21 protein-coding genes and 1 pseudogene are annotated in these 21,933 nt (G+C 30.2%); 18 read left to right on the top strand and 4 right to left on the bottom strand.

The features are described from left to right. The first annotated feature begins 76 nt into the window (after positions 1 to 76). From KPL54_RS09180 to KPL54_RS09170, 3 genes are all read left to right on the top strand, one after another. A complete protein-coding gene (locus tag KPL54_RS09180) occupies positions 77 to 1,345 on the top strand; it encodes a D-alanyl-D-alanine carboxypeptidase family protein (protein WP_309245370.1) in 1,269 nt (422 codons plus the stop codon). Between the two features lie 359 nt (positions 1,346 to 1,704). Further along, the gene (locus KPL54_RS09175; RefSeq protein ID WP_216106282.1) at positions 1,705 to 3,699 is read left to right on the top strand and encodes a methyl-accepting chemotaxis protein; all 1,995 of its coding nucleotides are present in this window, start codon (positions 1,705 to 1,707) and stop codon (positions 3,697 to 3,699) included. A 174-nt stretch (positions 3,700 to 3,873) separates the two neighbouring features. Then, positions 3,874 to 4,827: a ketopantoate reductase family protein gene (locus KPL54_RS09170; protein WP_216106281.1), complete on the top strand. Its 954-nt coding sequence runs from the start codon at positions 3,874 to 3,876 to the stop codon at positions 4,825 to 4,827. Positions 4,828 to 5,094: 267 nt separating this feature from the next. Here KPL54_RS09170 and fliB read toward each other — a convergent pair whose 3' ends face one another. Continuing rightward, entirely contained in the window at positions 5,095 to 6,315 is a 1,221-nt protein-coding gene (gene fliB / locus KPL54_RS09165; protein WP_216106280.1) for a flagellin lysine-N-methylase, read from the bottom strand. A 467-nt stretch (positions 6,316 to 6,782) separates the two neighbouring features. Here fliB and KPL54_RS09160 point away from each other — a divergent pair, with 467 nt between their 5' ends. Beyond that, entirely contained in the window at positions 6,783 to 7,100 is a 318-nt protein-coding gene (locus KPL54_RS09160) for a PadR family transcriptional regulator (RefSeq protein ID WP_071611376.1), read from the top strand. Continuing rightward, a complete protein-coding gene (locus KPL54_RS09155) occupies positions 7,093 to 7,680 on the top strand; it encodes a DUF1700 domain-containing protein (RefSeq protein ID WP_071611377.1) in 588 nt (195 codons plus the stop codon). Before KPL54_RS09160 ends, KPL54_RS09155 begins: the two co-directional genes overlap by 8 nt. Here the strand turns inward: KPL54_RS09155 and KPL54_RS09150 are convergent. Beyond that, positions 7,655 to 8,017 carry a hypothetical protein gene (locus tag KPL54_RS09150; protein WP_216106279.1) on the bottom strand — a complete coding sequence of 121 codons (363 nt, stop codon included), beginning with the start codon at positions 8,015 to 8,017 and terminating at the stop codon, positions 7,655 to 7,657. The two genes, KPL54_RS09155 and KPL54_RS09150, sit on opposite strands and share 26 nt — an antisense overlap. Positions 8,018 to 8,195: 178 nt before the next feature. On the opposite strand from KPL54_RS09150, the gene KPL54_RS09145 reads away from it, so the two are divergent. The 12 genes and pseudogenes from KPL54_RS09145 to KPL54_RS09090 all read left to right on the top strand — a co-directional run bounded on the left by KPL54_RS09145 (position 8,196) and on the right by KPL54_RS09090 (position 18,965). Then, positions 8,196 to 9,053 carry a DUF4097 family beta strand repeat-containing protein gene (locus KPL54_RS09145; RefSeq protein ID WP_216106278.1) on the top strand — a complete coding sequence of 286 codons (858 nt, stop codon included), beginning with the start codon at positions 8,196 to 8,198 and terminating at the stop codon, positions 9,051 to 9,053. A 182-nt stretch (positions 9,054 to 9,235) separates the two neighbouring features. Further along, positions 9,236 to 9,616, top strand: a pseudogene (locus KPL54_RS09140) (MFS transporter); the annotation flags it as partial. A 375-nt stretch (positions 9,617 to 9,991) separates the two neighbouring features. Then, a complete protein-coding gene (locus KPL54_RS09135) occupies positions 9,992 to 10,168 on the top strand; it encodes an oleate hydratase (RefSeq protein ID WP_216106277.1) in 177 nt (58 codons plus the stop codon). Between the two features lie 57 nt (positions 10,169 to 10,225). Continuing rightward, positions 10,226 to 11,020, top strand: coding sequence for an acetoacetate decarboxylase family protein (locus KPL54_RS09130; protein ID WP_216106276.1), 795 nt, complete (start codon positions 10,226 to 10,228; stop codon positions 11,018 to 11,020). 81 nt (positions 11,021 to 11,101) lie between these two features. Continuing rightward, positions 11,102 to 11,965 (top strand): SDR family NAD(P)-dependent oxidoreductase, encoded by an 864-nt coding sequence (locus KPL54_RS09125; protein ID WP_216106275.1) that lies wholly within the window; start codon positions 11,102 to 11,104, stop codon positions 11,963 to 11,965. A 255-nt stretch (positions 11,966 to 12,220) separates the two neighbouring features. Beyond that, complete coding sequence (locus KPL54_RS09120) at positions 12,221 to 12,376, top strand: hypothetical protein (protein ID WP_216106274.1); 156 nt, start codon at positions 12,221 to 12,223, stop codon at positions 12,374 to 12,376. 355 nt (positions 12,377 to 12,731) lie between these two features. After that, positions 12,732 to 12,959 (top strand): hypothetical protein, encoded by a 228-nt coding sequence (locus tag KPL54_RS09115; RefSeq protein ID WP_216106273.1) that lies wholly within the window; start codon positions 12,732 to 12,734, stop codon positions 12,957 to 12,959. A gap of 57 nt (positions 12,960 to 13,016) precedes the next feature. Further along, positions 13,017 to 14,855, top strand: coding sequence for an APC family permease (locus KPL54_RS09110; protein WP_216106272.1), 1,839 nt, complete (start codon positions 13,017 to 13,019; stop codon positions 14,853 to 14,855). A gap of 78 nt (positions 14,856 to 14,933) precedes the next feature. Then, on the top strand, positions 14,934 to 16,556 hold the full coding sequence (locus KPL54_RS09105; RefSeq protein ID WP_216106271.1) for a DUF4118 domain-containing protein: 1,623 nt from the start codon (positions 14,934 to 14,936) through the stop codon (positions 16,554 to 16,556). After that, positions 16,525 to 17,226 (top strand): response regulator, encoded by a 702-nt coding sequence (locus KPL54_RS09100; protein WP_216106270.1) that lies wholly within the window; start codon positions 16,525 to 16,527, stop codon positions 17,224 to 17,226. Before KPL54_RS09105 ends, KPL54_RS09100 begins: the two co-directional genes overlap by 32 nt. 187 nt (positions 17,227 to 17,413) lie before the next feature. Then, positions 17,414 to 18,514, top strand: a complete 1,101-nt coding sequence (locus KPL54_RS26035; RefSeq protein WP_253203409.1) for a cell wall hydrolase — start codon at positions 17,414 to 17,416, stop codon at positions 18,512 to 18,514. A 244-nt stretch (positions 18,515 to 18,758) separates the two neighbouring features. Continuing rightward, complete coding sequence (locus KPL54_RS09090; protein ID WP_152750141.1) at positions 18,759 to 18,965, top strand: hypothetical protein; 207 nt, start codon at positions 18,759 to 18,761, stop codon at positions 18,963 to 18,965. An 87-nt stretch (positions 18,966 to 19,052) separates the two neighbouring features. On the opposite strand, the gene KPL54_RS09085 is transcribed toward KPL54_RS09090, so the two are convergent. Both KPL54_RS09085 and KPL54_RS09080 read right to left on the bottom strand, forming a co-directional pair. Next, complete coding sequence (locus KPL54_RS09085) at positions 19,053 to 19,256, bottom strand: cold-shock protein (RefSeq protein WP_216106269.1); 204 nt, start codon at positions 19,254 to 19,256, stop codon at positions 19,053 to 19,055. A gap of 18 nt (positions 19,257 to 19,274) precedes the next feature. Beyond that, on the bottom strand, positions 19,275 to 19,439 hold the full coding sequence (locus KPL54_RS09080; RefSeq protein ID WP_171296059.1) for a hypothetical protein: 165 nt from the start codon (positions 19,437 to 19,439) through the stop codon (positions 19,275 to 19,277). Between the two features lie 178 nt (positions 19,440 to 19,617). Between KPL54_RS09080 and hypF the strand changes: the two genes are divergently transcribed. Beyond that, the gene (gene hypF, locus KPL54_RS09075; protein ID WP_216106268.1) at positions 19,618 to 21,903 is read left to right on the top strand and encodes a carbamoyltransferase HypF; all 2,286 of its coding nucleotides are present in this window, start codon (positions 19,618 to 19,620) and stop codon (positions 21,901 to 21,903) included. Positions 21,904 to 21,933: the final 30 nt, after the last annotated feature.

The following is a 21,933-nucleotide window of genomic DNA, read 5'->3' as shown; positions in this document are numbered from 1 at the left end:
GTCTTGTAAAATGATATACAACAAACTGTTTTTTGTAATAAGTTTGTAATAAATAAAAGTAATGGAGAGATGAAAGTTGAAAAACAAAAGATTTTTTATTCTGATTATATTATTTCTAGTATCTTCTATGAGTTTAAATGTTTTTGCTGCAACTGTTAGTGAGAGCACTACAAATGTACCAACAATATATGGAAAAGCAGCTATCACTGTTGATGTTGCAACTGGCGAGATAATTTATGCGAAAGATGTGGACAAGCAAATGTATCCAGCAAGTACGACAAAGCTAATAACTGCACTATTGCTCGCTGAGAACAGGGTAAAGACGGATAAAATAAAATATACACAAAGTGCAAAAATTCAACCAGCAGATTCATTAAATGTTAATTTACATCCAATTGCACTTAATGAGACCATGTCAAGTGCAGATGTAATGGATGGTTTATTAATGTACTCAGCAAATGACACGGCATACATGATTGCAGATAATATTGCAGGAAATCCAACAAACTTTATGAAAATGATGAATGATAAGGCAGCCAAATTAAAGATGACTAAAACTCATTTTGTAACGCCTAATGGTCTTCATGATCCAGATCATTATACTACAACCTATGATATGAGTATATTGGCTAGAGCTGCATTTTCAAATCCATGGGTAAAAGAGTCCATGAATAAAAAGCAAAAGACTTTATCGACATCAAAAGGTACAACATTTAAAATTGAGAACAGCAATAAACTACTTGGACTCAATGGTTGCATTGGGGGGAAAACAGGGTATACTTCAAAGGCGGGGAGATGTCTTGTAGCTTTTTATGAAAGAAATGGTAGAGAAATTATGGGCGTTGTCATGGGATCAGAGATTTACCCAAATGACACCTATGTTTTTAATGATATGGAGAAAATTATAAACTACAGCTATACTTTGAAAAGGACGGTATTACACGCAAACAATTCTGTTGTGAAAACAGAAACATTAAAATATAAACCGCTTAAATTTTTTGGCCCAGAGAAAACTGTTAGTGTACCGATAGTAGTTAAAGAGGATGTTAGTTATTACAAAAACGATGCAAATGAAAAAGATTTGAAGGAAAATATAAATTTATCTGATATCAGTATTTCTAGTCTTAAAGGAAACGAGAGTATTGGAACCTTGAGATTAACGCAAAAAGGAAAAGTGAAAACTTATAAGCTTTATTCAGAGGCTTCTAGCGGATCTTTAACAAAGAATGATATGCCTATATATCTTATGGCGGTAGGAATATTAGTTTTAATTTTAGTAGGAATAGTGCTTATAATAAGAGCAAAAAATTTAAAAAGGAGAAAAAGAAGGAGAAGAAAATATTAATATTATTCTAGGTGATATAAAAAAAGAACTGTTGAAATTTCAACAGTTCTTTTTTTATATCAAATTTATAGGTATTACGTCACCAAAACCTAATGTAAACATAATTAGTTCCCAAGTATAATTAACTGTGTATTTTATATAGTTAAATATTAACTACTAAATTGTTTTAAAAAATGCGGTAAAGGTAAAAGAATGTTGTACGATATATAAAAGTAGGGGATTATAATCTTTAATAGTTAATTTAATGCAAAATATAATTAAAAAAGATTAGTTTGACGAATAACTTAGTTTAGTAAGTTATTTTAGCCTAAAAAAGAAGTTTTTAAATTTTCAATCAAATATGAGGGGGAAAGATACATATGAAAAGTATAAAATCAAAAATAACATTATTAACGTGTTTAGTCTGTGTTTTAAGTTTACTAATATCAGCTGCAATTACTTGCTTTATATCATATAATTCAATAATGAGTGAAACTAAGAGCAAAATCTCTACATATTCAGATAAGGAAGCAGAAACTATTAATGGTTGGCTTGATGGTCAAGGAAAAATAATTAGTGAGGTTGGCAGTTATATAGAAAGTATGGATACTGTAGATAATAAAAAAATAATGAAATACTTTCAAAAGGAGTTAAAGAGTAACCCGTATGCTTCAGATGTATATTTAGGATTCGCAAATAAAAAGATTCTTGTTGGAAGTGGTTGGGTTGCACCAGCAGATTATGATAGCACCCAAAAAGTTTGGTACAAAACCGCTATTGAAAAAAATGGATTGATTTATTCAACACCATTTTTAGATGCTAAGACAAAAGAAATGATGATATCAGTAGCTAAACCTGTAATAAGAGATGGTAAAACAATCGGAGTTGTAGGTTTTGATGTTAATACAGGATCAATTACCAAAATGCTTGATAAAGCAAAGCCTACGGAGGACAGTTATGCTTTTCTAATAGACGATAGTAATAATTTTATTATTCATCCTAATAAAGAGTTTAAACCTACAGATAAAGGGCTTCAAAATGTTGATAAGGTTATGAATGGTGAATATTCTAAAGCTTTAAGTAGTAATTTCGTTAGTATAAAAGATTATGATGGTAGAGATAAATATTTTGTAACATCTAAAATAAACGTAAGCAACTGGAAAGTTGGTTTTTCAGTTCCTGTAGATGTTATGATGAAACCAATTAAAGCACTAGTATTATCTTTTATATTTGTGTTACTTGCTTTGTTAATAATTACTATTATAGTCTCTATATATTTCGGAAAGAAGATAGGAGATCCAATATTGTCTTTATCAAAAATGATGGATAAATTAGCTAAATTTGATTTAACTTATGATAACAAGTATGATTCATTATTAAGCAATAAAGATGAAGTTGGACAGCTTGCTAATTCAGTATTTGTAATGCAAAAGGAACTTACTGGATTGATTACAGGTATATTAGCTAATTCTCAGGGGATGAGTGTATCTAGTGAAGAACTTTCGTCTATGGTGATAGAACTTACAGTAAAAGCAGAAAATATTGAAAAAGCAGTAAATAATATAACAAATGATGTACAGGAAACAAGCGCATCAACAGAAGAAATAAGTGCTTCCATACAAGAAGTGGACTCAAGCATTAATATATTATCAAGTAAAGCCATGGAAGGAAGTAATAATGCAAGTAAATCTAAAGACAGGGCTATAGAGGTTCAGAAAAAAGGAAAATTATCTATTGACGAAACAACAAGGGTATATGACGAAAAGAAAAAGAGTGGAGTAAAAGCGATTGAAGATGGTAAGGTAGTAGGAGAGATAAAGGTAATGGCGGACACCATTGCAAGTATATCAGAACAAACCAATTTGCTTGCGCTTAATGCTGCTATAGAGGCAGCAAGGGCTGGAGAACAGGGAAAAGGATTTGCAGTAGTAGCTGATGAAGTAAGGAAGCTTGCAGAAGAATCATCACAAGCAGTAGCTAGTATACAAGAAACAATTTTAAAGGTTCAGAAAGCATTTGAAAACCTTTCTGGTAACAGTAAAGATATATTAGATTTTATAAATGATAATGTACACCCTCAGTTCGAAATTATGAAAAATATGGGTGAACAGTATTATAATGATTCAGAATTTGTAACTAGTATGTCTGATGAAATAGCTTCTATGTCGGAAGAACTTACAGCTACAATAAATCAGGTAAATGAGGCAGTACAAAATACAGCACAAACAGCGCAAAGATCATCTGAAAGTGCAGAAACAATAAAAGATAGTATGGAGGAAACAACAAAATCTGTAGAACGAGTGGCAGTAACAGCACAAAATCAAGCAAAACATGCTGAAGAACTTAAGGAAATGATACAAAAATTTAAAATTTAATTATGTTTTGTGTTCCCTCAGGCCATGTCCTGAGGGAACTTTTTAATTGATTTTTTTTAAAAGGTGATTTATAATTTAAGCCTATAGATACTGAGTCTACAGTTCTTTTAAATATATATATAATTGTAAATTTAAAATAGAATATATTAATATATGATAGGGGGAGAGTGTACTATGAAATACTTAATAATTGGTACAGGGGGTACAGGTGGTTGTATAGGAGGATATTTAGCAAGTAGTGGAAAAGATGTTACATTTATAGCAAGAGGTGATCATTTAAAGGCTATAAAGGAAAATGGACTTATTATTCACTCAACACTAAAGGGTGAAATAAATCTCAAAAACGTTAAAGCACTTGATGGGGGCGGCGAGCTTGGTAAGTTTGATGTGATTTTTTTATGTGTTAAAGGATACTCATTAAATGAGACTATTTCTATTATAAAGAAGGCTTCCCACGCAAAAACCATTGTAATTCCAATTTTGAATGCATTAAGTGCTGGAGAAAAGTTATTAGAGGATTTGACTGGTATAACTGTTCTTGATGGTTGTATTTATGTTGGTGGGTACATATCAGCTCCTGGAGAGATTACACAGACAATTAAGATTTTTAGAGTTGTTTTTGGAGCAAGAGAAAATATAAAGGTGGATATGGATTTATTACATAAAATACAATTAGACTTTGAGGAATCAGGAATAGATGGAATCATTTCAGATAATATAAGATGTGACATATTTAAAAAAATTTCCTTTACGTCTGCATATGCGGCTACTGGAGCGTATTATGATGCTCCGGCTGGTGAATTTCAAAAGGACGGGGAATGCAGAAGGATGTTTATATTGCTACTTAAGGAATTACAAAAGGTTGCAATTGCATTAAATATTAAATTGGACACCGATTTCATAGACGAAAATCTTGTAATTTTAAGTGGATTTAGTCCAGATACAACAGCTTCAATGCAAAAGGATATTAAGACAGGTAAAAGCAGCGAAAAGGATGAACTTATCTTTAATATTGTAAATATTGCAGAAAAGTATGGTATTGGTGTTCCGAATTACAAGAAAATAGCAAAGTATTTTGGGTATAGTAAAAGTTCTAGGATGTTTATACAAAGAAAAGAACTGATGTAATTACATCAGTTCTTTTAAAGTTTTATATTAAATTTATATTAATTAAAGGGGGACTCTAATTAAAAAAATCAATTACTTACTTTCTATATCTTTATTATAACAACTATTTGTGTCATTATAGTGACGAAACTAAGAACTAATTGTAAATTTAATAGAAAATAAACATCAAAACGGATAAAAATCCAAAGTTTTCTAAAAAAAATTGTATTTGAGCAGTAATATCATAAAAAACATGGTGAACCTGATTAATAATTCTTGCCTTGTTTTTTATAGAAGTTTTTTAGCGAATTCCATATTATCAAATTTATGTTCTTTTATATGATTTAGTGAATCAGTTAAATAAGTCCTGTGATGTTCTATGGTTTTCGAGAAAGTTTGGATAAATTCAACTATATCTTCTTTGTTATCCTGGTCATTATATAGATATCTTCCAACTAAATAAAACCTAATAAATGAAGATCTTACTAAAAGCATAATATATCCATCAAACATTGATTCCGATTCATTAAATGGAAACATATAGTTATACATAAAATTCACCAAATAATTTTCAAAAATATAGCTATTATTATTCATAAAATTTTCAGTATAATCTTCAAATGCTTTTGTGTAAAGATCAGAATGTTTACTAATGTCTTCGTCGTTATCAAATTTGAATCCAGCTATAATTTGCTTAGTATATTCCTTAAAAGAAAGACTGTCCACTTCTTTAGAGACATTTAAAAAACCTAGCATTGTTTTGAAAAAATCTATCTGAAATGTGTAACTTGACCTATTTTTTTTATAAGAATCGTTAGTTGAATTTATATTATATTGTTTAATAAATGTTGGTACATTATTATACTTATGTTTAAGTTCTTTTTCTAATGTAGTTATAAAATCGCCTAATATATAAAGTCTTTGACCTAGATCAAATTTCCTATTTTGAATTATTTTAATACTAAGGTCTCTAATTTCTTTGAAATACTTAATAGGTGAGTTACTATATTCTGTAGAGGTAGTTTCAATGTCACTTGATATTATATGTTTTCCTAAAGTTTCTTCACTTTCCTTAAATTTGATTCCTTCCTCTTTTAATAAAAGAATTCTTGCAGCTTCCGGACAAGCTACATCAAGGGACATTTCGTAATACCCATCTACCATATTTGTTATTCTAGGAAAAGATGTGCAAACATTTGAAAGATATTTCTCTCCAATTCTCGAATAAATTATACAATAATTTTCTTCGTCCAAAAATGCACACCTTTTCCCACTTTTTAATTTTACTTTTCCATAATCTACATCAGGGCTTAGGTAATACTCATTATTATGTACATTTTTCTGAAACATGCGCTTCATTTCTTTATCCTCAACTTTATAATACTGCCGAAAGGTGGTCTTATCAATATCTATATCCCAACCAATACAACAACTGTCTTTACATTTTCCACCAATACATTCAAATTCTTTAAGATATGTCGGATACCTCAGTTTTATAGTTTTCTCCATTGTCTACTTCCTTTGCATATAAATTACTTTAAGTTTTATATTCTATATTCATTTTACTATAGTATCTTAAGTTTGTCAGATGTCTATTCATAAGAACTTATGTATAAATGATTTTTATAGGGATTTATAATAAAATTCTTTAAAATTACGTTACTATATTCTTATAGTTACTTTGCCCCTACTGACACGTTTGCTGATAGTACCACAAAAAGTTGAAAATGCATCTTGACACATAATACAACGTATTGTATAGTATAATGTATAAGGAGGCTTGAGAATGTGTATAAATATTTATCTTCTTTCAAACTTAGAAAATGAGATTGATGGAGTTAACAATAGAAAATTTCACCTTGATTATATGTAATAGTGACAATGACAAAAAAATAAAGACGTTCCACCTGAACTACCTCTAGAATAATCCTTATAAAGATAATATAGAGTTTAATAATGGGTTAGGAGAGATGATAATGAACATACAATTAAAAAAAGGACTACTAGAAATCTGTATTCTTGCTGTATTAAAAAAGGGTGACTCATATGGCTACCAAATCATAAAAGATATTTCTGAATGTATAGAAATATCTGAATCTACATTATATCCAATTTTAAAAAGGCTAGAAGCAAATGGGTATAATGAGACATATTCAAAAGAGCATAACAGTAGATTAAGAAAATATTATCATATAACTCCTAGTGGGGAAAATCATATAGAAGAATTTTTCTTATATGATTGGAAAAAAATCATGGATATATATTTTTTTATAGGAGGTAAGAGTATTGAATAAGAAAGAATTTCTAAGCAATTTGACGAAACAGCTATCATCTTTGGGAGAAACTGAATGCAATAAATTTACGACATATTACAGTGAGATGATTGATGATTATATAGAAGATGGATACACTGAAAGTCAAGCCATAGATAAGATCGGTGACCACAAGAGTATTGCTAAAAATATTATAGAAGATCAAGGAAATATTATATTAAGAGAATCATCTGTTGGAAGAAAGGTCCTTCAGATAGTACTGCTGATTCTTGGATTTCCATTATGGGGATCTATACTTTGCGCAATAATCTTATTAGTATTATGTGGATGCGTAATATTTTTGTGTATACCTTTGGTTACAGGAGTGATAGCACTTACAGGTTTGTGTGGAGGATTATGGAGTATAGCGGGTTCTTTTTTTTGCCTAAAGCAGGGAGTCCATATTGTTGTTACTCAAATAGGATTTGGATTTTTATTGTTAGGTATAGGTGTTTTATGTGCATTGATAACACAATTTACATTTGTAAAATATTTAAATGTTACGAAATTATTTATACAAAAAATCTCTTATACATTTAGAAAGAAGATGGTGAGAATATGAAAATCATAAATGTAAAAAAAACTTGTTTAAAGGTAAGTTTTATTCTAATACTTACGGGACTGATTATATCCTTTATAGGATTTGGAATGTCAGGTTTTGATAGAAGTGCATATAAAACAGCTGGAGAAAACCACTGGTATAGAACCATCAATTTATAGGATAAATGTGTATATCCTATTTTACATTTTTTTAAAACCCCTGTTAATTTATCAAATATATTAAATACGTTACCATCAGTGATTTTAGCGTCTATAACGTGGGCAGGTATCAGTTTAATTCCTATGTTTTTTGGCATGAGACATAAATCAACAGCTACTACTATTACGTCATCTGTCATTATAGGTTTTCCTTTAAATGGAATGGTGTCAAATGGAAATTCTTCAGTTAGTTTAGGAAAGATGGTAGTTGTGCCATTAATCCTTTGTATTTTGGGATTGTTAATCGGATATCTATCTTATTGGAATATAGATAATAAGGATTTGGGTTGAAATTTTTTTTAATAAGGGGTGTGTTCAATGAAAAAAATTATTTGTTTAATACTTTTTATTAGTATAGGTTTCTTTGGGTTAGCAAGCTGTAGCAAACAAAAAACAAATCTTACGCAGGACTTTTCTATGGAAAAAGTTAAAAAAATAAATATAAATAATAATTCATGGAATTTGTTGTTTAAAAGCTCGAATGATGATGAAATACATGTGGAAACAAGCTGTAAAGGTGATAAGTCAGAAAAGTCTGTTGACATCGGTTTAGAAAATGGAGTGATGCATATTACTCAAAATGATGCTTCAGATAATTTTATAGGTGGATTTACCTTTGGAAGGCGAAACAAAATTATAGTGTATGTGCCAAAAGATTTGAGTAGTCCTATAAATGTAGAAAATAAAAACGGTGATATAACGATGGAAAATGTGTCATTTAGTGATTTGAAACTTACTAATTCATCCGGAGATCAAAAAATTATTAATGTGAAATTAGACCATGCCAGTATAACATCAGAATCTGCTGATACAACAATAAAAGATAGTTCAATAAAAAAATTGCAAGCTGAATCAAAATCCGGATGTTTATATTTTACAAATGTATACGACAATGAGATATATGCAAGTACGAGCTCCGGGGAGATAGTTTTTAAAGATCTTACCGAATATCAAGCTTCTGATATAAACACTGGGTCAGGTGATATTAGCGTTTTATATAAAATTAAACCAACATCACTAAAATTAGGTGTTAAAAGTAATTCTAAAGATGTTTCAGTACATTTGGATGACTTAAAATTAAAGGTAGATACAGAAGAAAAAAAAGAGGGAACGATTGGTATTGGGGATAATAGATTAAAGATTAGTAGCGATACCGGGACTATTAATATCCGGTAGATAGAACATTGCTATAAAACAGTTATTTTCTATTTTATTTCTTCTTTGGATTTGTATTTCATCAAGTTTCTCATTTTTATACATTGCTATCATACTCCACAAAAATTTGATCTAATGTTTTACCAAGTACTTTGTATATGTCTCTACATAATTGTATTGATGGATTATAGCCAACATTTTCAATTGCACTTATAGTAGCAGGAGTTTTATTTATACCTCAAGCCTTTGTAAAAAATCCATGGCAATTAATGGCCTTGAGATTTTTACTTGAATTTGCAACAGCGGGTCTTGCACCATCAATTAATACACTGCTTAAAAAGATAACTCCAGATGTTCTTACAGGTAGAATATTTGGTTTTAATATGTCTGCGTTTTATTTGGGAACCTTTGCTGGATCTGTGTTTGGAGGACAAATAGCAGCGAGTATAGGTTTAACATATGTATTTTTTATAACAAGCGGTTTGCTCCTTTCAAATGCAATCTGGGTCTATTTTAAAGTGTATAAGAAAGTGAATGTTTCACAAAATCAAAACAAATGGGGGAAATTAAAATGGAAGATTTAAAACCAATAAAAGAAAACAGAAAGACGTCATGGGATTAACCAAAAGAAGAACTGATTATGTTATATCAGTTCTTCTTTTGTTATGTTAAATTTATATTTAATTAAAGGGGGCTCTAATTAAAAAAATTAATTACTGTCTATGTACTTATAATAACAATTGATTGTGTCATTATAGTGGCAAGAGTAAGAATTAATTGTAAATAGTTTAATCTATATTTTGTACTACTAATAAAGACAACTGTATGTTTTTCAGACACTTTTGTAAGTATGATTGTAGACAACCGTTCAGATTGGATTTATATTGTAATTATGGGAGGTACTTAACTTGGTAAATGAAAAATTGACCGAGGGATATAGCTTAAAAATAACTTTTTAAATGGAGGGTGTTAAAATTAAATTCAATTTTGATCAAACTATCGATGTAGAAAAGATTAATGCTTATATGGTTGGTGCTGGACTTGCATCGCTGGCTGCTGCAATATTTTTATTTAGAGATGGTCATGTTCCAGGAAAAAATATTCATATATATGAGGAATTGGGAGTTATAGGTTGAAGCATGTTAATGTTAATGAAATAATTTTGAAACATAAAATATAGGGAGGTACCAATAATGAATAGTTTTATAAAGGATCCAAATGATATTAAAAAATATTGTAGTAAACCAACAACTTTTTACGATGCGCAGATGCTTACTGCTTATTGGGAAACAAAGCCTGAAATTATTGCACGGTTACTCCCAGCACCTCTAAAGCCAGCTAAAAGACCTTTAGTAAGTGCTTTTGTAGCAAATTATCCTAGAACAAATTTTTGCCACGCATATAAGGAAACAGCTTTACTTATATTGGCAGATTACAATGGTCAAATTGGAACCTATTGTATTTCAATGCAGGTAAGTGATGGCATGGCTATGGCACTTGGCAGAGAAATTTATGGTTTTCCAAAGAAACTGGCAGAAATTGAACTTAAGAGAGAGGGAGATACGGTTAATGGAAGTGTATCCCGAAATGGAATAAAATTCTTTAGTTTAAAAGCAAATCTTAATGGAAAATTCAATGATATAGACGGCAAGAAAATAATTGGTGATAATTATGGAAATATATTACCTATATATAACTACAAATATTCTAAGTCGCCAGATGGCAGTGGATTCGACTTAAAACCACGACTTATAGAGCAAGGGGAAACCATTGATAAAACACTGTTTGAAAATGGAGAAGTTGAGATGAATCTTAAGGATTCACCACATGACCCTTGGGCAGAATTAGAAGTCGTGAAGATGTTAGGTTGCACATACACTGAAGGAACCACAGTGCTTCTAAGAGGCAAAGTTTTGGAAGAAGTAGATCCAATGGCATTTATACCTTATTCCAATACAAGATGGGACTGGTGGGAAGACAATTTATAATATTAAATTAAGTCATTGTTATGCCAAAGAGGTTAAAAATCTTGGTTATGTTTAAGGAGGATTTTAAGGAGGGTTGGTATTATGAAGGACTTTAAAGGCAAAGTAGCAGTTATTACAGGTGGGGCAAATGGAATAGGCCTAGCAATTGCTAAGGAATGTGCAAAAAGATCAATTAAGATAGTTATAGCAGATATTGATGGAAGTGACTTAAAAAGAGCGGAAAAGCAACTTAAGGCAGAAGGTGCAGATGTACTAGCCGTCGAAATGGATGTCATGAAATTTGAAGACATGGAGATGCTTGCGAAGATAGCTCTTGAAAAATTTCATCATATAGATCTATTATTTAATAATGCGGGGGTTGTAGTTGCAGGACCAGCTTGGTTACTATCTTTAAACGACTGGGAATGGATTATGAAAGCCAATGTTTGGGGTGCTATACATGGAGAAAAAGTATTCATTCCAATAATGCTAAAACAGGATACAGAGTGCTATATTGTTAATACTTCTTCTGTAGCTGGGCTTTTGGATCTGAATGGAATGTCAGCATACCATACTTCGAAATTTGCAACAGTTGGGCTTTCTGAATCTACTTATTTAGATCTTCAGTGTCAAACAGACAAAATAAAAATGTCTGTGTTCTGTCCAGGATTTATCCAGACAGATCTTGATAATTGTGAAAGACACAGACCAAAGGAATATGCAAATGACATGAGTCAGCCTTATTATCAAAGTGCTTTGTATAAAGCAGAAGAGGACCAGAAACATAAGGTTATCAAAGGTGGAATTCCAATTGACACAATTGGAGATACTATATTTAAGGCAATTGAGGAAGAAAAATTTTATATTCTAACACATCCAGAGTTAAATCCACTTATAAATCTTAGAGTTAAAAATATGTTTGAAGGTGGAAGACCATCTATGGATGTGATAAAAGGTGTTAAGTAATTTTAAAACAATAATATGATATGAAATAGGTACCAGGATATAATTCCTGGTACCTATTTTAAGTATGCACGAAACTAAAATATATATTAGTTAATAGTCATAACTCAAAGCACTGTTTTTAGGGTATAATAATTATAAAATAATAAAACATACCTTGAAAACTTGAAAATATTCATTACTAATATTAAATTAGAAGGTAGCGGTTAGTTTTTTAATGCAAATTTTATAAAAAATAAAAAAAAGAAGGTAAAAAATATGAAAAATGATGTAAATAAAAACATGGAAATAATGAAAAAAATTATTGAAGAAAAGAAAACAAAATCTTCACAGCAAAAAAATACTAGGAGACCACCAATATACGGACCACAAAGCTCAGGAGCAGGAAATGGTGGAGGTTTAGTTGGTAAATAATCTATAAGTAAGTTAACTTAATAGAATACACAAATGAAAAAATACTGTTAATAGTAGGATAATAAAACTACGATTAGGGGTATTTTTATTTCTTTTTTCTTGAAAAGGATTAACTTCAAATTTATGGGAATATGGTGGATAAATAAAGTCGAATCATAAAATCTTAACACAATCTTTATACGTTTGAGAGTATCTTTATACTAATTTAGCATAAAATATATATTGAATTTGATATAATGTTTTAACTATCAAGTGTGTGAATAATATAATGAGATTATAGTTAGTAATTACTAAGATTAGTATGGAAGTACGAGTGGTTAATAAATAAGATTATAATAAGGGGTGTGATTTTTTTATGGAGAAGGTTTTAAATGCAATTCGAGAGTTTTATAAAGAAAATGGATATGATTATGTAAAGCCAATATATATAAATAGTTTAGTTGAAATTACAAAAGATGAAACATTGAAAATAGTAGAAGCACTTAAGGTTAAGGGTTATATAGTTGAGATAAGTTGGAAAGATGGAAACAAATGTGAATTTTATTTAAATGATCTTGGTAAACAAAAAATATTACACATATAATTCAACTATAATTATATGTAATAAATATTGTAATGTTAAAATTATGGGGGTGGTTTTGTGTTTTCTAAGATTAGAGAACTATTAATAGGTAAAACACTTAAAACAGAAGAGTTAGAGGGAGAAAAATTAAATATTTTTTGGGGATTGCCTATATTATCTAGTGATGCTATTTCTTCTGTTGCATATGCAGGGGAAGAAATTTTATATGTATTAATTGGAGTTATAGGTCTTATGGCATATAGATATATGTTTTATGCCGCATTAGCTGTTATTTTATTATTAATTTTACTTGTTTTATCTTATCGGCAGACAATTGACGCATATCCAAATGGTGGTGGCTCATATATAGTTGCACAGGATAATCTGGGAATAAAGCCTGGACTTATTGCTGGTGCATCACTTACTGTTGATTATATACTTACAGTTGCGGTTAGCATATGTGCTGGAACCGCTGCAATAACTTCGGCTATTCCATCACTACTTAATCATAAAGTAGCTATAGCTCTTGTAATGCTAATAATTTTAACAATTGGTAATTTAAGAGGAACGAAGGAATCATCTAAAATATTTGGAGTTCCAACATACTTGTTTATTGTTTCTTGTATAGTTCTTATTATAACTGGTGTTATAAGGCATTATGTTTTTGGATATTTACCAGCACAAATGTATTCAATTCCAAAGCAAATAGGTGACATAACATTATTCCTATTTCTTAGGGCATTTGCTTCAGGTTGTACGGCATTATCAGGGGTTGAAGCGGTAAGTAATGGGATTCCTAATTTTAAAGAACCATCACAAAAAAATGCAAAAGCTGTTTTAGTTTTACTTGCTTGTTTAGTTCTTTTTATTTTTGGTGGGTTATCCTTCCTTGCAACAATTTATCATCCAGTCCCTTCTGCGAATGTGACTGTGTTTGCTCAAATTGCTCAGCAAGTTTTTGGAAAAGGTATAATGTTTTATATTATTCAAGTTACCACTGCATTTGTTTTAGTAATGGCTGCAAATACAGCTTATGCAGGTCTTCCTTTGCTACTTGCTTTAATGGCACAAGATGGATATGTTCCAAGGCAATTTTCACAAAGAGGAAAGAGACTCAGTTTTTCAAATGGAATAATAGTACTTGCAGTAGCAGCTGGTATTTTAATTATTGTGTTTAAAGGTGATACTCATTTGCTTTTGCCATTATATGCAGTAGGTGTATTTTTATCTTTTACACTCTCGCAAGTTGGAATGTTCCTAAAGTGGACAAGGAGCAAGGAAGAAGGGTGGAAACATAAGTCTGTTATAAATGGATTAGGTGCTATCGTAACTTTTATTACAGTAATACTTATAGGTATTACAAAATTTGTCCATGGTGCTTGGTTAGTTTTTATTATAATACCTGCACTTGTATACAGTATGGGAAAGATAAAAAATCATTATAATAAAGTAGTAAAAGAAATTAAATTATCTAATGATGAAAGACCTAATATTGGAATAAAGACAAATAACGATCAACATGTAATAATACTTTTAGGTACATTAAATAAGACTTTTTTAAAGTCATTAAACTGTGCTAGATGCTTATCCAACAATGTAGTTGCTTTTCATGTATCGACTGATCCTGAAGCAACTGAAAAACTAAAAGTAAAATGGAAAGAATATAATCCCGGAATTCCATTAATAATTGAACACTCAGCATACAGAGACATTATAGAACCATTAATGAACTTTATAGAGTCTGAGGATCGTGCATCAAAACATGGAGAAACAGTAACAGTAGTAATATCGCAGTTTGTCATTACTAAGTGGTGGCATAATTTACTCCATAACCAAACGGGATATTTTGTAAAAAGCATGTTATATAAAAACAGAAATGTTGCAGTCCTCACCGTACCGTATATAATAAAAGAGTAGATACTAAAAAATTCTTAGTCTAGGCTAAGGATTTTTTAAAGTAAAGGCATTAAATATATTGGGAGAGGGATTGAGGAGTTGAAAAAAGGTGAATTTGACGAGAAGGTTTTCAAAACTTTTAGTGAATATAAATATAATGGGTATGAAGAAATTAAACGTATATTTACCAATGCACTTGAAACCATAGTTATTATGACTTTATTCACTATGTTATCTCTGATATTTAGAAAAATTGGATTTCATGAGTCAAATGTAATAATAGTATTTATTTTAGGGGTACTGTTTGTAGCAAGAAACACTGAGGGATATGTTTATGGTATTTTGGCTGCAATAATTGGAGTGTTAGCATTTAATTATTTTTTTACTATACCATATTATAGTTTTTTAGTTTACAGATCAGACTACCCAGTAACTTTTGTTGTTATGTTGATAGCCGCAATTATTACAAGCACTCTAACTTCAAGAGTTAAAACACAAGTCAAGATATCTTTTGTACGCGAAAACAGGATGCGAATTTTATATAAAATTAACAACCTATTGCTTACAGGAAAAGATAAAAGACAAGTAGTGGAATCTTGTGGTAACAATTTAATTGATATGTTTAACAGAACTATTATGATAGCCATTGTAGACAATAAAAATATTTTACAAAAACCAAACATTTACCTGTTTAATGATAAATATAATAAAAATATCTTTGAGTCAGGTATTGAGGTAGAAGGAGCGCAGAGGTGTTTTAAAACAGGTAAATCAGTAGGGATTGAAGCTGAAATTCCAATAGCTAGTGTTGGATACTATCATCCAATTACAGGACAAAACAAAATACTTGGAGTTATTGGGATAGCCTGTTTTGAAAAAAATGCTTTATCAGAAAATGAAAAAATTCTTCTGCAGTCTGTTTCTACACAAATGGCCTTAGCTATTGAAAGAGAAGATTTATATGAAAAGAAAAGACAGATAAATGTAGAGAAGGATAGAGAAAGGCTTCGTGGCAATCTTTTGAGGTCAATATCACATGATTTAAGAACCCCACTCGCTGGAATACTAGGGTCTGTTTCTACCATTAGTGATAATTATGACGTGCTTGATAATGATATAAAAAAAGAACTTATACAAAATATTTATGAAGATACAAGTTGGCTAGTACATTCAGTTGAAAATATATTAAGTATGACAAGACTCGATGAAGGTAGGCTTGAAATTAAGAAAGATGTGGAGATTGTTGAAGAAATTATTTCAGAATCTATATCTAAAGTTACTAAGTTTTCAGGAAAGCATAATATTAAGACGGATTTACCAGAAAAAATGATTATATTATTTGTAGATGGATTATTAATAGAACAGGTGTTAATTAATTTAATTGATAATGCTATAAAATATACACAAAGTGATTCTGTTATAGAAATCAAGGTTACACAAAGGGAAGAAGATGTATTCTTTGAGGTCTCAGACAATGGAAAGGGTATACCAAAAGAAGACATAGAATATATATTTGATAGATTTTATACTAAAACTAATGGTATTTCTTTGAAAAAACGGGGTATAGGACTAGGGCTTGCTATTTGTAAATCTATTATAGAAGCACATAACGGTCATATGGAAGCATTTAACAACTCAGTCGGTGGAGCAACTTTTAAATTTAGTTTACCTATAATAAGGAGTGATGGGAATGAATATAAAGCCTTTGATCTTAATAGTTGAAGATGACAAACCTATTCAAAAATTTATGAAAATTTCGCTTGAGGCACAGGGATATAAGTGTATGGAAACTGAATCTGGGAATACGGCTATAACACTTATTTTTTCGCATAACCCAGATATAATAGTTTTGGATTTAGGGCTACCGGATATTGATGGACTTGATGTTATAGAGAAGGTTAGGGAATTTACAAAAGCTAAAATTATAGTCGTTTCAGCTCGTGGACATGAAAGAGAAAAAGTTGAGGTCTTAGATAGAGGGGCAGATGATTATTTGACTAAGCCATTTAGCGTGGCAGAATTTTTAGCTAGAATTAGAGTGGCACTAAGACATTTTAATCAAAATATTAATTTACAAGGAAATGAGTTATCTGTATTTGTGGTCAAGGATCTAAAAATAGATTTTGAAAAACGCAGAGTTACAATTTTAGATAAAGAAATACATTTAACACCAATGGAATATAAATTAATTGAGTTAATGTCAAAATATTCCGGACGAGTTTTAACTCATAGGTTCATAGTTGATGAGATTTGGGGGAATTATTTTGAAAATGATACACATTCGCTTAGAGTATTTATGGCCAATATAAGAAGAAAAATAGAAAGTGATCCTGCTCAGCCACAATATATATTAACAGAGGTTGGAGTAGGGTATCGTTTAATTGATGAATAATAATTTAAATATGTAACAATGTTCATTCCAGACCCTAACTTACTATTTTATTAATAAATTATGCAGAGTTGATATAATTTTAAAAGCCAATAATTGCTAAATATAGCTCTGTGTGTTACTATGTTCAGATGATAAAAACTTTTAAACATAATATATAAATAGAATGTTATGTAGGGGGAATGAAGAATTGAATAAAAAATTAAATTCAGTTATAATGGCACTTGTTGTAATTATGTGTTTTAGTTTTACTAGCGTATATGCAGATTCCGCGTCAGATAAGGCGAAAATTCAGCAGGTTCAAGTTCAAAGAAGAAATCTTGAAAGTAAAGTAGAGATAATGAATAGTCAGCTTAAAACAATTATGGCTAAAATCAATAAGAATGAAACAAATATAACTATAGCGCAAAAAGATATTAAGCAAACAAAAGTGAATCTTGTAAAAGCAGAGGTTGATATCAAAGCAGAACAGATCATTTTTGATAAAAGAATGAGAGCAATGTATATGAATGGATCAGTAAGTTATATAGACATTATACTAGGTGCAAATGGTATAGATGATTTCATATCTAGATTAGAAAATATCAAAACCGTAGTAACTTTTGATAAAAAGGCTATTAGTGATATGAAAACAAAAGAGGCGTCAATTAATTTAAAGAAGGTAGCGCTAGAAAAAGGAAATACAAAGTTGCTTTCTTTAAGAGCTGATAATAAAGAGGATTTGGCTATTTTAACAAAACAAAAATCTGACCAAAATCTATTGGCGTTAAAACTAGATGCTCTGGAAAATAAGTATGGCGCACAACTAGTAATAGATGAGGCCATTGCAGCGAGACAAGCTTTAGCAGCTAAACAAGTGGGTAAAAGTGTTAAGGCGGCTAGTACAGTACAAGATAGTAATGTAGCAATCAAAAATGCAGCAAGTAAATACACAGCAAGTGATTTGGACTTGCTAGCTAGATTAATAACTGCAGAAGCTGGAGGAGAATCTTATAAAGCTCAGGTTGCTGTTGGTGCAGTAGTTCTAAATAGGGTTAGAAGTGGCAGTTTTCCAAACTCTATAAGTGCTGTTATCAATGAGAAGGCAAATGGAGTATATCAATTTACACCAGTACTTAATGGTAACATTAATAGAACCGCACAGGCGGGGACTATGAAGGCTGCAATTGAAGCACTTAGCGGAACTGATCCGACTAATAATTCAATGTATTTTTATAGTGGAAGTACCCCTCCGGGTTCACCAAAATCAGCTTCTATAAGAATAGATCATTTAACATTTCTTGGCATGTAGTAAAACAACATATAAAATACGGATAGCATATGCCTAAAAGGGAGTTCACTTTGTGAACTCCCTTTTAGGCATAAATAAAAATGACATGAAATTTAATTCGCAAAAATATATTCAATATCTTTATTGATTTTAAAAAGAATGAAAGTACATTAAAAATTTTAAATAGGGAAGTATAACTATAATATTAAGATTTTTAGTATAAATAATTATTTAATATCGAAAAGATATAAAGGGAGGAATATTCATGGATTGCTCAAAAATAAAAGAAATTAATGGAATAGATCATGTTGGAGATGTTCCAAGTGCGAAGAAAGGTATAATTGATTTTCTTTCTGGTGAGGACAGATTTAAAGATTCAGTACCAAAAGAGACACTTAATTCATACAAAAAAGGTCGCGAAATAGCAGTAGAAATTGAAAATATGTTAAATGGTGATCAAAGAGCTTATTAAATTTAAATATTTAACAAAAGTAGGTACAGAATTTTAATTCTGTACCTACTTTTATACAGCTAATATATATACTACAAATCTATTTTATTAAAACTTTTGAACATTAGATGCCTGAAATCCTTTTGGTCCATCTACTACATCAAATTGGACTTCCTCACCCTCGTGTAAGTCCTTTCTAGGTCCTTCTTCTTTTATTGAAGAATGATGAACAAATACATCTTCACCATCTTGAGCAGATATAAATCCATATCCTTTTCCTGCATCATACCATTTTACAATACCTGTTATCATAAAATTTTATCCCCCTTGTTATTTATTATGTGATAATTTAGAACGTTTAGTAAATCTGTCATTATTTGCGTCTATTTTCTCACCATTTTCAATTCCGATATCACTTCCATCATGTGGATACATCTTTCTTAGTTCAGCATTACTTTTCTTATCAGATTTTAAGTGACTTTTATTGTTGTCCATAAATAGACCTCCTTTATTTTCTTATACAATATTAATATTTCCCTAATACTATAAAAATATATGTTCAAAAAAAATTATTAAAAATGGATTGAATCAAAAAAATCGACATCTATTAATATGAAAATCATATATTTAAAGGATAACTAATTATAAAAGTAAGATAGGAAAGGTGCGTAGTATGGAAAAAAAGAGAAGATTTATTGTGGTTGAAGGAATAGTTCAAGGGGTTGGCTTTCGTCCATTTGTATTTAAACTAGCAAAAACTTTTGGATTAAGAGGCTGGGTGAATAATAACTCTGAAGGGGTTTACATAGATATTGAGGGGTTTGAGGAAGATATAAACAAGTTTATGCAAGATCTTAAAAATGATCCTCCACCACTTTCTAGAATAGAAAAGATAACTATAAAAGCAGATAAAGTATTAAATTATTCTAATTTCCAAATTAAAAAGAGTGAACAAAGTTTAGATAAAATTACTCTAATATCACCAGATATAGCTACTTGTAGTGATTGCGAGGAAGATATACTAAATTTATATAATAGGAGAAATGGGTACGCTTTTACAAATTGTACAAATTGTGGCCCAAGGTTTTCTATAATAAAAGAATTGCCTTACGATAGAGACAAAACAACAATGAATGATTTTAAAATGTGTTATCAGTGTAATGACGAATATTTAGATCCTGCAAATAGAAGATTTCATGCGCAACCTAATGGATGCAAGGCTTGTGGTCCTGAACTTTGGATAGAAGATTCTAAAGGTAATAGGTTAGAAATAGAGAATCCTATAAATTTTGCTCAAAACATGATTATGAAAGGGAAAATATTTGCAATAAAAGGGCTAGGAGGTTTTCATCTTGCCTGTGATGGATTGAATGAGACTTCTGTGAGTAAATTAAGGGAGAGAAAAAAAAGACCATTTAAACCATTTGCAGTAATGATGAAAAATATAGAAATAGTAAAGAAATATTGCCCGGTTAACCAATTAGAAGAGAAGGTACTAACTGGAATTAAAAAACCAGTAGTTATTTTAGATCAAAGTGAAAGCTACGATTTATCTAAAAAAATCGCACCTAATCAAAAGACAATCGGGGTAATGCTTCCATATACACCTATTCATATTTTATTATTTTCAGAAAAACTTAGGGTGCTTATTATGACCAGTGCAAACGTTAATGGTCTACCTATAGAGTATAAAGACAGTTCTGCAAGAATAAGACTTACAGGTATTGTGGATTATTTTCTCATGCATAACCGTGAAATACATGTCCCAGTTGATGATTCTGTAGTAAAGGTTATAAATAATAATCAAACAATAATAAGGAGGGCTAGGGGTTTTGTGCCAGAACCTTTTAAATGGACTAGTACGCAAAATATCTTAGCTTGTGGATCCAATATGAAAAATACTTTCTGTATTAGTAAAGAGGGATTTTTGTTTTTAAGCCAATTCAATGGTGACTTGGAAAATTTAGAAACATATGAACATTACAAGAAAAATATTGAACATTTTAAAAAGATATTTTCATTTTCGCCAAAATTTATAGTTCATGACATGCATCCAGGATATATGTCAACTAAATATGCGCTAGACTATGATTTGCCTAAGGTAGCTGTGCAGCATCATCATGCTCATATAGTTAGTAACATGTTTGAAAACAATTTAAAAGAAAAAGTTATTGGAGTTTGTTTTGATGGAACTGGTTATGGTAGTGACGGCAAAATATGGGGTGGTGAATTCTTGATTTGTGATTACAGTAAGTTTACAAGAGTAGGTCATTTGGATTATATTAAAATGCCTGGAGGAGAAAAGGTCATTAAAGAACCTTTTAGAATGGGAGTTTCCTATCTGTATAAGTCTTTAAGTATAAACAATAATAAAAAAGAAGTTAATGATATTATTTATGATTTATATGGTAGTAAAGGTATTAATATAATTAATCTTTTAGATTCAAATATTAATTGCATAGAGACCTCAAGTATGGGAAGGTTTTTTGATGCTGTGGCAAATATAATTGGAATTACAGATATAGTTACATATGAGGGACAGGCATCTATTGAACTTGAAGCTATATCAGAAATGGATATTGAAGAATCGTATACTTATAAAATAATAAAACAGGATATGTATATTATAGAGCCCTATGAAATAATTATCGAGGTTTTAAAAGATAAAATGGAAGGAATATCTGCTAAAATCATAACATCAAAATTCCAAAATACTGTTGTAAATTTAACTGTGACTATGTGCAAATTCATTAGACAAGACTTTAATATAAATGAGGTTGTGCTGAGTGGAGGAGTTTTTCAAAATTGTTTTTTGCTTAAGAAGATATGTCGTAATTTAAAAATAAATAAGTTTAAGGTATATATTCATAAGAATTTACCATCTAATGATGGAGGAATAGCAATTGGTCAGATAATTATAGCTAATGAAATAATTGAAAATAATCAAATAAGAAGTTAACAAAAATGAGCATATGAACATTTTAGTGAA

It is taken from the genome of Clostridium estertheticum, from assembly GCF_018861295.1.
Taxonomy (GTDB): Bacteria; Bacillota; Clostridia; order Clostridiales; family Clostridiaceae; genus Clostridium_AD; species Clostridium_AD estertheticum_D.
This window is presented reverse-complemented; position numbering and strand designations above follow the sequence as displayed.